Origin of the sequence: Arenicella chitinivorans, from assembly GCF_014651515.1 — a bacterium.
Taxonomy (GTDB): Bacteria; Pseudomonadota; Gammaproteobacteria; order Arenicellales; family Arenicellaceae; genus Arenicella; species Arenicella chitinivorans.
Window position 1 is genome coordinate 17,966 of record NZ_BMXA01000010.1, and the last position, 14,947, is coordinate 32,912.

Genomic DNA, 14,947 nt, shown 5'->3' on the forward strand with positions numbered 1-14,947 from the left:
AACCCGTCGTCAGGCGTTCAGGGATTGATTAGTTTACTTTATGCAGCGCGCGACCAGTAGTGGCCAATGCAGCTTCATGCAGTGCTTCAGATAACGTTGGGTGTGCGTGAACAGTGCGCGCAATGTCCTCGGTGGAGGCGGAGTACTCCATCGCGAGTACGGCTTCAGCGATCAGCTCAGAGGCATTTGGGCCCAGAATGTGGACGCCAAGCACGCGATCGGTCTTAGCATCGGCAATTACTTTTACACGGCCACCTTTCTCGTTCATTGCCATGGAACGACCATTGGCTGCGAACGGGAAAAAACCGGTGTTGTAGTCAATGCCTTGCGCTTTGGCTTGTTCTTCAGTGATGCCAACCCAAGCAATCTCCGGATGGGTGTAGATTACCCAAGGAACGGTATCGTGGTTCAGGTGTGGTTTTTGTCCAGCAATCACTTCTGCGACAAACACACCTTCCTCAGAACCCTTGTGGGCGAGCATCGGGCCCTTGACTGCGTCCCCGATTGCGTAAACACCGTCGATACTCGTGCGACAATGGTCGTCAACGTCGACACGACCGCGCTCATCCAATTTCAGCCCGGCATCATCGCTGGCAATGTCGCGCGTATTCGCACGGCGTCCGACCGCCACAATGAGCTTATCGAAAGTGTCAGAATGAGATTCACCGTTCAGTTCATAGGTGACTCGAACCGATTTTTTGTTGACTTTGGTTTCCGTGACTTTTGCGCCAAGCTTAATGTCTAGCCCTTGGCCTTTGGTGAAGGTGCGGAACGCTTCGCGCGATAATTGTTTGTCGACCGGCGCCAGGAATTCGTCCATCGCTTCGAACAGCGTGACTTCGGAACCCAGGCGTTTCCAAACGCTGCCCAGCTCAAGGCCGATCACACCGGCTCCGATGACGCCTAGTTTCTTGGGTACTTTGTTGATATCCAGTGCACCGGCATTGTCAAGAATCACGTCGTTGTCGACTTGTGCGACCGGAATCGAGATTGGCTCCGAACCAACTGCGATAATCACGTTGTCGGCACTGTAGGTTGCAGTTTTGCCGTCTTTGCTCACTTCAACCTGTTTGTTCGCGAGCAGTTTGCCGCGACCGTGCAGAGAAGTGATTTTGTTGGCTTTAAACAGACCTGCGATGCCTTTGGTCAGGTTGCTGACGATCCCGTTCTTGCGTTCAATCATTTTGCTGACATCAAGCTCGACTTTGCCGACCGAAATGCCGTGATCCGCAAATTCATGTTGTGTCTGCGAGTACTTTTCGGATGAATCCAGCAGAGCCTTCGATGGAATACAACCAACGTTCAAACAGGTGCCGCCTAACGACGGGTTGCCTTCGGAATCTTGCCAATCGTCTACGCAGGCGGTGTTCATGCCTAGCTGTGCGCAGCGGAGGGCGGCGACGTAACCGGCCGGACCTGCGCCGATTACGATGACATCAAATTTTTCGGACATAATTTTCTCTAACTCGTTCCGGTACTAATTATTACAACTCGAGGAGCAAACGGGCAGGGTCTTCCAAGCACTCTTTGATGGTGCGTAGGAATAACACGGACTCTTTGCCGTCAATAATGCGGTGGTCATACGTCAATGCCAGGTACATCATCGGGCGAATCACGACCTGACCGTTCTCGGCAACAGGACGCTCTTCAATACGGTGCATACCCAGAATAGCGCTTTGCGGTGGATTGACGATCGGCGTTGACAGCATGGAGCCGAACACACCACCGTTGGACACCGTGAAGGTACCACCAACCAAGTCTTCCATAGTCAGCTTGCCGTCTTTGGCTTTTTGGCCGTATTCGCCAATGTTTTTCTCAACATCCGCAAAGCTCATCTGATCCACATCACGCAGGACCGGTACCACTAGGCCACGCGGTGACGACGCTGCGATACCAACATCGTAGTAATCGTGATACACAATGTCGTTACCGTCAATGGAAGCATTTACTGCCGGGAAGCGTTTCAGCGCTTCAATGGCGGCTTTCACAAAGAAAGACATAAAGCCCAAACGGGTACCATGTTTTTTCTCAAACAGCTCTTTGTATTGACTACGCAGATCAATCACCGCTTGCAAGTTGACGTCGTTAAAGGTCGTCAGCATGGCCTGCGTGTCTTGCGCTTCTTTTAAGCGACGAGCAATGGTTGCACGTAAACGTGTCATTGGTACGCGTCGCTCGTTGCGTTCACCAGCTTGCGGTGTTTTTGCCGGTGCGGCGGATTTGCTGCTGGCAGCGGGCGCGCTGGATGCGTTCTCGAGGTGGGCAAGCACGTCCTCTTTCAATATACGACCATTTTTACCAGTGCCTTTAATCGCCGAGGCAGACAGATTGTTCTCAGCCAGCATTTTGCGTACAGCTGGGCTCAACTTGTCGGCATCTTCAGAATTGGTTTCTGCAGGTGCTTCTGATTTGGCAGCTGGCTCTGGGGCTTTTTCTTCCGCTTTTTCAGCTGGTGCAGCGGCGCTGGCACCTTCTTCAACGATCGCGATGACATCTTGCTCACCTACCGTTGCACCTTCTTCAACGAGTAATTCTTTGATTACACCGTTAACAGTACTTGGAACTTCCAAAACCACTTTTTCGGTCTCGATATCCACGATATTTTCGTCGATGCTGACGGCGTCGCCGACTTGCTTGTGCCAGGTGGCAACGGTGGCTTCTGACACCGATTCTGGAAGGATGGGAACTTTGATTTCAACTGACATGGTGCTTGCTCCTGCAATAAATTAGGTTCAGCTGTTTCTTTAAAAACGTTTCGGTTAATTAGGTACGTAGGCGCTGGCAATTACACCAGCGCTTCGACTCGGTACGTGTCTTGTTCGTCAATCGGCGCCAGTGCCGCGTGAACCAATCGCGTTTGCTGTTCACGGTGGACCGCCAGATACCCCGCAGCCGGTGATGCAGAGGCTTCACGACCAGCATACAAAACCGTGTGTCGGTCTTCAACACAGGCACGGAAGTGATGCATGATCTGATACCAGGCGCCTTGGTTCTTTGGCTCTTCCTGACACCATACCACTTCGTTGGCATTCGGGTAGCGCTTCAACTCGGTAATGACCTCGTTACGCGGGAATGGGTATAGTTGTTCGACGCGAACAATCGCAATGTCATCAATTTTGTCAGCGCGGCGCTGCTCCAGCAGGTCAAAGTAAACTTTACCGGTGCAGAACACCACGCGATGTACTTTGTCGTCGCTCAGCTTATCGATCTCTGGAATCACGTTTTGGAACTGACCGCTGTGCAGTTCTTCCATCGTTGAGGTCGACAGTTTGTGTCGCAGTAAGCTCTTCGGTGTCATGACAATCAATGGCTTACGGTATGGACGCACCATCTGACGGCGGATCATGTGGAACATCTGTGCTGGCGTACTTGGGTAGCACACTTGCATATTGTGTTGTGCACACAGTTGCAGATAACGCTCTAGTCGCGCCGATGAATGCTCTGGACCTTGACCTTCGTAGCCATGCGGCAGGAACATCGTCAAACCACTGAGGCGGCCCCACTTAGACTCACCGCTGGAGATAAATTGGTCAATCACCACCTGAGCGCCATTGGCGAAGTCACCAAACTGCGCTTCCCAGATCACCATGGTTTTTGGATCTGAACAGGCGTATCCATATTCAAACGCCAGTACCGCTTCCTCGGATAACAAAGAATTGATCACCAAGAAGTCCGGCTGTTTATCTTTGATATTGCGCAGTGGTACATGTACTTCTTTGTTTTGCGTGTTGTGCAAGGTGGCATGACGGTGGAAAAATGTGCCGCGTCCGCTGTCTTGCCCGGAAATACGGACTGCGAAGTTTTCATCCAGCAGGGTCGCGTAGGCCAAGTTCTCAGCCATACCCCAGTCCAGCGCTAACTCACCGTTTCTCATTTTAACGCGGTCCTGCATGATTTTTTTGGTGCGGGCATGCAGTTGAAAGCCTTCTGGAATATCCAAAATTCGCGCGGCTAAAAAGTCCAAGCGTTTGGCATTGAAGCTGGTGTCGGTTTTTTGATCCCAAGGAATGTTGAAGTAGGGCGTCCAGTCAACCGTATGGTCACCTTGTTGTACTTCAACAAATTCCGGTACCACGCGCTCGCCAGCCACCATCGACTCGCGGTAGCCTTCGATGGCGCGCTTTTCGTCGTCAGCAGTGATCACACCGGCGTCGATAAGCTTTTGTGCGTACAAGCGTCGGGTGGTGTCCAGCGCCTTGATGTTTTTGTACATCACGGGCTGGGTTACTGATGGCTCATCGGACTCGTTGTGGCCATGACGTCGGTAACACACCAGATCGATCACCACGTCTTTGTGGAACTTCATACGGAAGTCCAGCGCGATTTGTGTTGCAAAGATGACCGCTTCCGGGTCGTCACCATTCACGTGGAAGATCGGTGCACCAACCATTTTCGCGATTTCTGTACAGTATGGTGTTGACCGTGCATCTTTAGGGTGACTGGTGGTGAAGCCAATTTGGTTGTTCACCACTATATGCACTGTGCCGCCGGTTCGATAGCCACGACACTCGGACATCTGGAACGTTTCCATGACCACGCCTTGGCCCGCGAACGCGGCATCGCCGTGGATTGAAATTGGTAGAACTGTGTTACCTTCATGGTCGTCGCGGCGTTGTTGGCGTGCACGCACCGAGCCTACAACCACGGGGCTCACGATCTCGAGATGCGAAGGGTTGAACGCCAGTGATAAGTGCACGGGTCCGCCTGAGGTTTGAATGTCAGACGAAAAACCTTGGTGGTATTTCACATCGCCGCTGGCAGCAAGTTCATTAATGTCGTGCTTGCCTTCAAACTCTGAAAACAATGTGCGCGGTGCTTTACCTAAAATGTTGACTAAGACGTTTAGGCGGCCTCGGTGGGCCATCCCAATCACGACTTCTTTGACACCTTCCGCGCCGCCCTGATGAATGATGTGATCCAGCATCGGGATCAGACTCTCACCGCCTTCAAGCGAAAACCGCTTTTGGCCGACATACTTGGTATGCAGATACCGTTCCATCCCTTCGGCCGCAGTGAGGCGGTTCAAAATATGTTTCTTTTGTTTGGCATCAAACGGGTCGTGACCGACGGGTTGTTCCAGCCGCGTGCGCAACCAACGGCGTTGCTGTGCGCTTGCCATGTGACCGTATTCGTAACCGATAGAGCCACAGTAGTTGGCCTTTAGGATCGCGACGATATCACGCAAGGGCAGACGATCGGGTGCGCGCAGAGGGCCGGTGTCGAACACGGTGTCTAAGTCGGCCGCGGACAAACCGTGATACTCAAGCGCCAATTCAGAAGCGTCTTGGGCTTCCATCTCATTAATGGGATCAATTTTTGCCAGCTTGTGGCCCATCGCACGATAGGTGCTGATCAGGCGTGACACTGAACCCTGCTTGGTGGCCATGGCGGCATCCAGACTTGAGCCGGATGACGTGCTGGTCGCCATAGGGGATTCCATCGACGACAGACTTGAGAAATACTGTTGCCATTCGGTCGGTACCGAGTTGGGGTCTTCCTGATATTGTTCGTAGACGTCTTCCAGGAAAGCTATATTTTGCCCATTGAGTAGGCTGCGCGGATCAGCAGGAGAGCTCATGATTTTCAGTAATCGTATATGAATGGTTTTTTAATTTGGATTGTACAAGCTGCGTCGGCGTTGTTCAGATCTCAAGACGCGAAATAAAAGCGTCGAGGTAAACTGAGTTGCGCGCGATTCCCAAGTAAACCAGGTAGCGGTCGGATGATACCCAAATCTGTTGCCAGTGGGGAGTCATACGCTGTTTTTTTGTCTTAATATTTCGTCAGTGTTAGCGATTTCATGCTTCTGAGGCCCGGTCAGGGCGTAAGACCCCAAGTATGCCACTATCCGGTGAGTAATTGGTCACAAAACGAGGAGTTTCCACACCATGTTCGCCAAAAGTATTAGGCTGAAATAAGAAAAGCCACCGAATGGTGGCTTTTCTGGATTGAATGATGAACGCGGCGATTAGGCGCGATAATCGTTCGGAATATTGCGCTCGCCATAACCTTGGTAGTTTTGTCGTGGACGCGTGATACGGAATTCTGGATCTTCCATCAATTCCATCCATTGGGCCAACCAACCAGCGGTACGTGGAATCGCGAACAACACGGTGAACGCTTCCATTGGGAAGCCCATCGCTTCGTAGATCAAACCAGAGTAGAAATCCACATTTGGATACAAGTTGCGTGATACGAAGTACTCGTCTTCCAGTGCGATGCGCTCGAGTTCCATGGCGACATCGATCAATGGATTGCGGCCAGTAACTTCGAACACTTCGTCGGCAGTTTGTTTCACGATGCGTGCGCGTGGATCATAATTTTTGTACACGCGGTGGCCGAAGCCCATCAAACGAATTTCGCCGCTCTTACAACGCTTCACGTAATCGGCAACTTTGTCTTTGGTGCCAATTTCACGCAGCATGTTCAATACTGCTTCGTTGGCACCGCCGTGTGACGGGCCGTACAGTGCTGCCGCCGCTCCGGCAACCGACACAAATGGGTCAGCTTTGGAGCTGGCAATATTGCGCATCGCGCTGGTGGAACAGTTTTGCTCGTGGTCGGCGTGCAGAATGAACAGGACATCCAGAGCGCGTTCTAAAGCAGGGTGCGCTTGGTAACGTGGCTCAACCATGCGGTACATCATGTTCAGGAAGTTGCCGGTGTAGCTCAGTTCATTGTCTGGGTAAATGTACGGCAGGCCTCGGCTGTTGCGATAGGCATAGGAGGCGATGGTCGGTGTTTTACCGATCAAGCGGCATGCCTGCAACATGCGTGTTTCAGGGTCGTTGACGTCTTTCGCATCTGGGTAAAAGGTAGATAACGCAGCCACCGTTGAGATGAACACGCCCATTGGGTGTGCGTCATAGTTAAAACCGCCCATCAAACGTTTGGTTTTTTCATGCAGCATGGTGTGGTGCGTGATGCGCTGTTCCCAGTCTGTCGACTGCTGCGCGTTGGGCAGTTCGCCATTGAATAACAGATATACGACGTCTAGAAAGGTGCTGCGTTCCGCCAATTGCTCTATTGGGTAGCCGCGATAGCGCAAAATGCCTTTAGCACCGTCGAGATCGGTGATGCGGCTGGTGCAACTCGCGGTATTCAAATACCCGGGATCGTAGCTCATCATTCCAAAATCGTCGGCTTGAACTTTTATTTGGCGAAGTTGGGTGGCGCTGATGTTGCCGTCTACGATATCGATCTCGTACTCTTTCCCAGTGCGATTGTCTTTAATTGACAGGGTATCTGACATGATTTCCTCATTAATAAAACGTTGTGGACTGCTTACACACGGCACCGCCAAAGGTAGATAACCCATGGTGTGCGGAGCACTGCCCGTTTCGAGAATTGGATTAGTCTGGTTGGTGATGCTTGTGCCCGGATGAAGCTCCGATTTTGCACATCCATCAGAATTGCGGTGCGCAGTATACCAAAAGCGCGGCCAAAAAATAATAAGTGCAGTGATCTATGTGGTAAATGATAGATATATGGTGAAAAAATACGCGCTATAACGCCTTATTTTACGCCAGTATGGCCGAATCCACCGGCTGCCCGAGCGGATGAATCGAAGTCTTCGACAATTTCGAAACTGGCTTGAACGATCGGAACAAAGACCATTTGCGCGATGCGGTCCCCAGGTTCGATGGTAAAACTGGCTTGGCCTCGATTCCAAAGTGACACCATTAACGGGCCCTGGTAGTCGGAATCAATCAGCCCGGTCAGGTTTCCGAGCACGATGCCGTGTTTGTGGCCGAGGCCTGAGCGCGGCAACAGCACGGCGGCAAGGCTTGGGTCTGCAATGTAAATCGACATGCCAGTCGGAATCAGGTTGGTAACGCCGGGCGCGAGTTCCAGCGGGGCATCAATGCAGGCTCGTAAGTCCATTCCGGCCGCGCCTTGGGTGGCGTAGTCCGGTAGGTCGAAGTCAGTGCCGAGGCGTGGATCAAGGATTTTTAACTGGATGGCTTGAGTCATAAGGTAAAAGAGTAAGTTGCTTTAAATTTAGGCGTTTTTCGTTTGGTAGTGCTTGGCGATTTCCGCGATTAGTTGGCGGGCAAGCGCGTATTTATTCTGCTTTGGTAACGGGGTTGCCGCTTCGGCGCTGATCAAGGTGATTGCGTTGTCGGGTACGCCAAAACCGGTCTGCTCACCACCGACGTGATTGGCGGCGATTAGATCCAGCTTTTTACGCTCAAGTTTGCCGCGAGCGTACGCCTCGACATCATTGGTTTCGGCCGCAAAACCAACGCAAAAGGGCGCCGGGTTGCGCGCGGCGACATCAGCCAAAATGTCTGGGTTTTTGACCATCGTAATGGTCATTTCATCCTGTGATTTTTTAATTTTCTGCCCTTGTTGGTCGACCGGTCGGTAATCGGCGACCGCGGCTACGCCGATAAATATATGCTTATCTTGAATGTCCTGCATAACGGCTGCATGCATATCCAGCGCAGACACCACATTGACGACTTTGGCGCGTTCCGGTGGCGTCAACGCAGTTGGGCCGGAGACCAGTGTAACTTGCGCGCCGGCTTCGATGGCTGCCTGCGCCAGCGCGTACCCCATCATGCCAGAACTGTGATTGGTGATACCGCGTACTGGATCCAAAGCTTCCCAGGTGGGACCAGCAGTAATCATGATCTGTGTGCCGCTTAAGCTTTCAGTTTTGAACAATTTGCCAATTTCTGCTGCCAGATCCACCGGTTGCAGCATGCGGCCCGGACCGACTTCACCACAAGCTTGTTCTCCAGAGTCGGGCCCCAGAACGGCGACCTTGCGATGACGCAGGGTGTCAATATTGGCGATGGTGGCGGGATTTTGCCACATCTGTTGGTTCATCGCGGGCGCCACAGCAATCGGTGCTTCAGTGGCAACACACACGGTGGTTAATAATTCATCTGCGTTGCCTTGGCATAGCCGTGCGATGAAATTGGCCGTTGCTGGTGCGATTAATACGATGTCGGCCCAGCGAGCTAAGTCGATGTGACCCATGCCGGATTCACTTTCGGCAGTCATAGCATAGTTGTGTACGGCATGACCACTGACTGCTTGTAAAGCGAGCGGGGCAACAAATTGTTCAGCGTTCCGACTCAGAATAACTTGTACTTCGGCACCGAGTTCAATTAGTTTTCGCACTAGATCAGGCGACTTATAGGCGGCAATGCCAGCGGTAACGCCGAGTAGTACGCGTTTATTGGTTAATGGTTTCACGTTACATGCAGGGAAGTTTCGGTTAAGGCAATTGGTCTGCCGAATTATCCATGATAACCGATTTGTGCGTGACATGGTTTTATCGGTAGCTGATTTTGTGGTCTAATAAATCACACAGTGTGCGTCTGAATCAACGCAGGCTGGGTGTTGCTAAGGAAAGCACGTCAATCGTGGGTCGCGTTGTCAATGCGGCGAACTCAAAACCATACGGAGAGTGATATGAAACGTAATTCGAGCACCATTGCAGGTGTGAAATCCATCAATAAAGACTCACTAAGCTTATTGCCGATCAAGGAATGGCCGGAAGCTGAGCGCCCCAGAGAAAAATTGTTGCAGGGTGGGGCCGAGCGACTGTCAGATGCTGAACTGTTAGCGATTTTCTTGCGTACTGGGCTGCCTGGCCGCTCAGCGGTAGACTTGGCGCGAGATGCGCTGTTGCGGGCGGGCGGGTTACGTGCTTTGCTTAATTTATCGCTGTCTGAGTTATGTGTCTTGAAAGGCATCGGAGAGGCAAAGTACGTACAATTTCAAGCAGCGTTGGAACTTGGGCGCCGCTACTTGATGGAAAGGCTTGAAAAAGGTGAAGCCATGACCAGCCCGCAAGCCAGTCGTGATTATTTGAGTCTGGTATTGCGTGATAAGCAGTATGAGTCATTTTTTGCTATGTTTTTAGACAGCAAGCACCGCGTGATTCATCATACCGAAATGTTTCGTGGAACCATCGATAATGCTTCTGTGCCAATACGCGAAGTCGTAAAAGCTGCACTGAAACACAATGCAGCAGCGATGATTGTGGCGCACAATCATCCGTCCGGTGTGGCCGAGCCGAGTGCTGCGGATAAAGCCTTAACGGAGTCGCTGGACTTGGCGCTGGCAATGGTTGGTGTGAAGTTATTGGACCATTTTGTTGTCGGTGACGCTGAGGTTGTTTCATTTGCCGAAATCGGTGCGTTGTAAAACCTTCAGCCAGCTGAGCTCTGGTGCTAAAAAGTGCTGGATAATTTGTTCGAATTGGTTTTATTTTCAATGGCTTTCTGGTATAAATCGCCCCCTAGATTGGACAGTGGGCACAGAATCGTCTTGCTGCCCTGAAAAAACAAACACTTACAGCGCCTCGAATATAATCAGTCGTGACATCCGGTTTCGGGTTGGAGCGACTGTGGTCGAGGTTGTTTAAGTACAGCACGCAGATTAAAAAAGAAAAGGTTTAGTACGATGTCTAGAATATGTCAGGTCACCGGAAAAGGTACGACGTTTGGTAACAACGTGTCACATGCGAAAAATCGCACTCGTCGCACATTCATGCCAAACTTGCACTACCGTAAGTTTTGGGTAGAAAGCGAGAATCGCTGGGTTCGTTTGCGAGTGTCTTCTAAAGGCATCCGCATTATCGATAAGAAAGGTATCGATACTGTATTGAAAGACTTGCGCGCTAGTGGCGTAAAAGTATAACTGCACCTAATTACGCTACAGGAGTCCTGTCATGAGAGATAAAATCAAGTTGGTTTCGAGTGCCAATACCGGTCATTTCTACACCACTACTAAAAACAAACGCACCATGACCGAGAAAATGGTCATCAAAAAGTTTGACCCAGTTGTGCGTAAGCACGTTGAGTACAAAGAAGCAAAAATTAAGTAAGTCGATTACTTGACCGTTTGGTTAGATTTCGTACTTAAGTGGCGCTCTGTGCTTTGAGTTCGATTCCCAAACACTCTGCGTGCCACAGATGATTCTGTCTGTGCCAGCCTTTTAAAAAAGCCAGCGATAATGCTGGCTTTTTTGTTTTTGTCCCGAGTAAGCCAGTGCGATGAACAAACGATGTCATCGTCCACCGCACTGGTTGGTGAATTGTCAGGTTTGAGAGTTGGGCTTAGTTGCCCCAAATCATAGTGACGAATTCGGGATGGTCAACAAACGGATTTCGATTACCCTGATACGTATGGGCCGCGGCATTGCGGTCAATCTCCTTCTGGCTCACCGGGTCCTGCTGATGCCAGGCTTTCAACATCGCGAGGTACCAAGGTTCAAAGGCGCTGGTATTGGTGCCATTCAACACTGCATCTGAGCTACTGTTGTTATTTTCCCAGTTTGCAACCAGGTTTTGATAGCGGGTCGCCATGTAAAATTGCGCGCGCGCGACATCGCCTTTGAATTCATCTATCGGCTCAAATACGTCACCAGAGTACCCCAGACCGGATGCACCACTTCCGGCTTTGGAACCGTTGTTGGACACGAAGCTCGCGCTGCCCACTTCGCCATACGGGAAACTTCCGCGTTTGGAATTGACATAACCATCCGACGCAAAAATATGATGGATGTCAGAATTCATCGGCTCGATAGCGCCGCCGAACCAGCTACGTGGAAACGAGTGTTCACGGTTGTAGCAATCAGCTTCGCTATTGTAGGTGCCGCATTGGTCCGAAATCACGGTGTAAGTATACGCGTCGCCGCCAGTCGGGTTCTCTGAATAGATATCCAGAATGCTGCCGTCGTTATCGTAATAAGTGTCGATTTCATGACTGCTGTAAAAGCCCCAGATTGCGCCATACCCTTGTGCTGCATGAGTTTTGATGATGTCGTGCAATTCGGTTTTTAGCGCGTAGCCAGTCAAACCTTCTGCGCTGGCGTAGTATTCACCAAGATCCGGGTTGCCGCCGCCGCTGGTATCACCGAGTGTGAAGTTGTGCATTTCGCTGCTGCCAAACTGGCCACCGCTAAACAGTACCTGGCCGTCGACTTCGAGCATGTAGCTGCCATTACCATACTGGCAACAGATGCCGTCGCCGTAGCTGTCGGTGATGGTGAACGTGTAGTTGCCGTCTAAGAGGCACGCCTGTTCGGAATGACTGGTGTTATTGGCCAGACTGCCGTTGCTGAGCACCACTTGATTGCCGCTGTCACGGATTTCCCAGCTGGTCTCAGACGCATAATTGTCGGTGTTTAATGTCACGGTGGTGGCGTGATCATTGCAAGTGCCCGGTCCTGGGTTTGGTGGTGTGCTGTGGGTGGGTTGGAAGTGATCGACATAGACCACTTCGGAGCCATCAAAACCTGAGACATCGTAAAACCGTAAACCAACTTCGATGGTTTCAGCCTGCGATGCCGTGTAGCTAAATTGGATTTGTTGCCATTGATTGATGAGATTGGGGTCGGAGTAACCTTGGTATCCATTCACGTAAATCCGCGCCCGTACGCCACCTTCGGTGTGGTAAACCGAGGTCGAAAATACATAGGTTTGATTGGCGTCTAGAGAAACGGACTGGCGCAGGTCAGTGGCACTTTGACTGGTTGTGGTAACAGTGACTCGGGCGGCCAGACTGCCGTTGCTGACTGGGGAGCTGACCGGGTCTAGGTAAATACCGCTGTCGATGGTGGTCCAGCTGTCGGGCGTGCTGCTTTGCCAGGATTCAAAATCTCCATTGGCGACTTGCGCCGAAGACAGCGATGCTGCGAGTAGTAAGGTGGCAGCGAGAGTGGCTTGTTTTAAGTACATTTAGAGTTACCTCATCATGGTTGGTAGAGCACGCAGTCCAGCCGCCCCGGCGATGCTGTAATGACCAGCGGGTAGGTTTGCTGGCGCGAGTGGATGCGCAACGTAGGAATTTGAGTGAGTTGATAACTACCATGACGAGTTTGTATTACGGCTTGATGAACATGGTAATCCGTGGTCTGTCTCAGACTTGGTGCTGGTCCAGTGCCCAGTCGATATGTTCGCGCACCATATCGTCGACGTATGGTCTGCGGTCTTTGAGGGCTGAGATGATGGCCGCGCGTTCTGCGTCATCCGCCGGGTTGGCATTGCCGAGCGCAACGGCAATATTACGTTGCCAGCTGGCGTGTCCGATGCGGCGAATCGCAGAGCCTTCGGTGTGTTTTAAAAATTCTTCCTCTGACCAGTCGAACAACGCCAGTAACCGGCGGTCGGTAATCGCAGTGCGCGGGGAGAAATCAGGCTCTTTGGTGGTGCGCGCAAATTTATTCCAAGGGCAAACAAACTGACAGTCATCGCACCCGTAGATACGGTTGCCGAGTTTGCTGCGCAATGGCACTGGAATAGGGCCGCGCAGTTCAATGGTCAAGTAGGAAATGCACAGTCTTGCGTCGACCTGATAAGGGCCTATAATGGCACCCGTCGGGCACAGGTCGATGCAGCGGGAGCAGGTGCCACAATGGTTGGTTGCGGCGGTATCGACGGGCAATGGCAGGTCAATATACAGTTCGCCGAGGAAGAACCAGGAACCAGTTTTTGAGTCCAGCAAATTGCTGTGTTTACCGATCCAGCCAAGACCCGCTTTTTCCGCCAGTGCTTTTTCCATCACTGGCGCGCTATCGGTGAAGACGCGATAGCCAAATTCACCGATTTCTTGGTTGATTCTTTGTGCCAATTGTTTGAGCCGAGCACGCAACACTTTATGATAATCTCGACCCAGTGCGTAGCGCGAGACATAGCCCAACTCTGTTTGTTGCAATTTTTCTTCTGCTTGTTGGATATCTGGGGGTGCATAATCCATGCGTACTGAAATAACGCGTCGTGTGCCCGCAACCAGTTCGGCTGGACGTGTCCGCTTGGTGCCATGTTTGTGCATGTAGTCCATGTCACCGTGCATCCCTTTCGCCAGCCAGTTTTGTAAGTGTACTTCGTGTTCCTGCAAGTCCAGATCAGCAATACCAACGGCATCGAATCCCAGCTGCTTGCCCCAGTCTTTTATTTGTGCGGCTAGCTGAGCTAAGTCTTCGGGTGGCGTGGTGGCAGTGTTTTTAGAAAGTGGCGCACTCATAATGCCTGATTTTACCTGATTCGCGCGCGAAATCGCACAATTGTGCGTTATTGCCAGGGTGTACTGACGCGGGGTGTGCCCAAGACAGCGTTCTTAGCTACTGACTTTACACGTTAGAGTGTTTGATCGTAATCTGAGTGTGAGCTGGTGCACGCTAACCATCGACAGAGTCGGAAGTTGCAAAAATGCGCGGCGGATATGAGTAGCGACCCGAGTAGCGTGATCGATGACTCCCAGTGTGGGGCAATATCCACCCGTTCCAGATTCAGAGCGAAAACCAGCATAGATAAGCCCGCAATACCCAGGAGTGCGACCCAAATTCGTTGGTGACGCTTGCACCCTAAGCCAAGGGAAAAACAACTCGCGGGTACGACACCAACAACAAGGTAGAAATGTAATTCTTCGCCAGCAAAAAAAGTGGTGCCTAGTGCCGGTACGAGAACTAACAGTAGTGGGGTGGCTAAACAATGCACAACGCAGAGGGTTGAAAGACCGATGGAGATTCGATCGAGCCACGGTAGAGTTTCATTAATCCAGCGTTGTTGTGTGAAATACTTCATGTCGAAGGTTTGGCGCAGAGTGCATCGATGGCGTCAGACAGGGGAGCGTTGCCAGGCGCTTTGGGGTGCTGATAGTCGTAGCTAACTGTGACTTCGTTTTGAACAATGGCCGAATCGACATTAACCTCGCTCATGTCGTTAACGATCACAGCAACACGTTTATTTTGGCGGTTATTCAATATATGGCTTAGCACTGTGGACTTGCCAGCACCGAGAAAGCCGGACAAGACGGTAACGGGCAACTTGGGACGCCCGGTCGATGACGTTGGTGTATTCTGGTTCATGCGTGAGCTGTTTATGGACGGCTATTTGTATAATGTTATAATATAACATTTGCAATGAAGTTAACACAACAGGTTGCCTGGCTACGTTTTCGATCTGGAATTCGTGATGTTGGTGGC

12 protein-coding genes and 1 pseudogene are annotated in these 14,947 nt (G+C 51.4%); 3 read left to right on the plus strand and 10 right to left on the minus strand.

Features of this window, described 5'->3' with window-relative positions; translation table 11 throughout:
* Positions 1-28 precede the first annotated feature (28 nt).
* From lpdA to coaBC, 6 genes are all read right to left on the minus strand, one after another.
* Positions 29-1,453 carry a dihydrolipoyl dehydrogenase gene (gene lpdA / locus IE055_RS17200; protein ID WP_189402932.1) on the minus strand — a complete coding sequence of 475 codons (1,425 nt, stop codon included), beginning with the start codon at positions 1,451-1,453 and terminating at the stop codon, positions 29-31.
* Positions 1,454-1,484: 31 nt separating this feature from the next.
* On the minus strand, positions 1,485-2,705 hold the full coding sequence (odhB, locus tag IE055_RS17205; RefSeq protein WP_189402933.1) for a 2-oxoglutarate dehydrogenase complex dihydrolipoyllysine-residue succinyltransferase: 1,221 nt from the start codon (positions 2,703-2,705) through the stop codon (positions 1,485-1,487).
* An 80-nt stretch (positions 2,706-2,785) separates the two neighbouring features.
* Complete coding sequence (locus IE055_RS17210) at positions 2,786-5,578, minus strand: 2-oxoglutarate dehydrogenase E1 component (protein ID WP_189402934.1); 2,793 nt, start codon at positions 5,576-5,578, stop codon at positions 2,786-2,788.
* A gap of 390 nt (positions 5,579-5,968) precedes the next feature.
* A complete protein-coding gene (locus IE055_RS17215) occupies positions 5,969-7,252 on the minus strand; it encodes a citrate synthase (RefSeq protein WP_189402935.1) in 1,284 nt (427 codons plus the stop codon).
* A gap of 263 nt (positions 7,253-7,515) precedes the next feature.
* Positions 7,516-7,974, minus strand: coding sequence for a dUTP diphosphatase (gene dut / locus IE055_RS17220; protein ID WP_189402936.1), 459 nt, complete (start codon positions 7,972-7,974; stop codon positions 7,516-7,518).
* Between the two features lie 27 nt (positions 7,975-8,001).
* Positions 8,002-9,207 (minus strand): bifunctional phosphopantothenoylcysteine decarboxylase/phosphopantothenate--cysteine ligase CoaBC, encoded by a 1,206-nt coding sequence (coaBC, locus tag IE055_RS17225; RefSeq protein WP_229794350.1) that lies wholly within the window; start codon positions 9,205-9,207, stop codon positions 8,002-8,004.
* A 282-nt stretch (positions 9,208-9,489) separates the two neighbouring features.
* Between coaBC and radC the strand changes: the two genes are divergently transcribed.
* From radC to rpmG, 3 genes are all read left to right on the plus strand, one after another.
* Positions 9,490-10,164, plus strand: coding sequence for a RadC family protein (gene radC, locus IE055_RS17230; RefSeq protein ID WP_189402988.1), 675 nt, complete (start codon positions 9,490-9,492; stop codon positions 10,162-10,164).
* Positions 10,165-10,422: 258 nt separating this feature from the next.
* A complete protein-coding gene (rpmB, locus tag IE055_RS17235) occupies positions 10,423-10,659 on the plus strand; it encodes a 50S ribosomal protein L28 (protein WP_189402938.1) in 237 nt (78 codons plus the stop codon).
* 31 nt (positions 10,660-10,690) lie between these two features.
* The gene (gene rpmG / locus IE055_RS17240; RefSeq protein ID WP_189402939.1) at positions 10,691-10,846 is read left to right on the plus strand and encodes a 50S ribosomal protein L33; all 156 of its coding nucleotides are present in this window, start codon (positions 10,691-10,693) and stop codon (positions 10,844-10,846) included.
* A 232-nt stretch (positions 10,847-11,078) separates the two neighbouring features.
* Here the strand turns inward: rpmG and IE055_RS17245 are convergent, their stop codons facing one another.
* The 4 genes and pseudogenes from IE055_RS17245 to IE055_RS17260 form a co-directional block, all read right to left on the minus strand.
* On the minus strand, positions 11,079-12,701 hold the full coding sequence (locus IE055_RS17245) for an endonuclease (RefSeq protein WP_189402940.1): 1,623 nt from the start codon (positions 12,699-12,701) through the stop codon (positions 11,079-11,081).
* 181 nt (positions 12,702-12,882) lie between these two features.
* Entirely contained in the window at positions 12,883-13,986 is a 1,104-nt protein-coding gene (gene queG, locus IE055_RS17250) for a tRNA epoxyqueuosine(34) reductase QueG (protein WP_189402941.1), read from the minus strand.
* 113 nt (positions 13,987-14,099) lie between these two features.
* Positions 14,100-14,546, minus strand: a complete 447-nt coding sequence (locus IE055_RS18130) for a MerC domain-containing protein (RefSeq protein WP_189402942.1) — start codon at positions 14,544-14,546, stop codon at positions 14,100-14,102.
* Between the two features lie 80 nt (positions 14,547-14,626).
* Positions 14,627-14,830, minus strand: a pseudogene (locus tag IE055_RS17260) (GTP-binding protein); the annotation flags it as partial.
* Between the last annotated feature and the right edge of the window lie 117 nt (positions 14,831-14,947).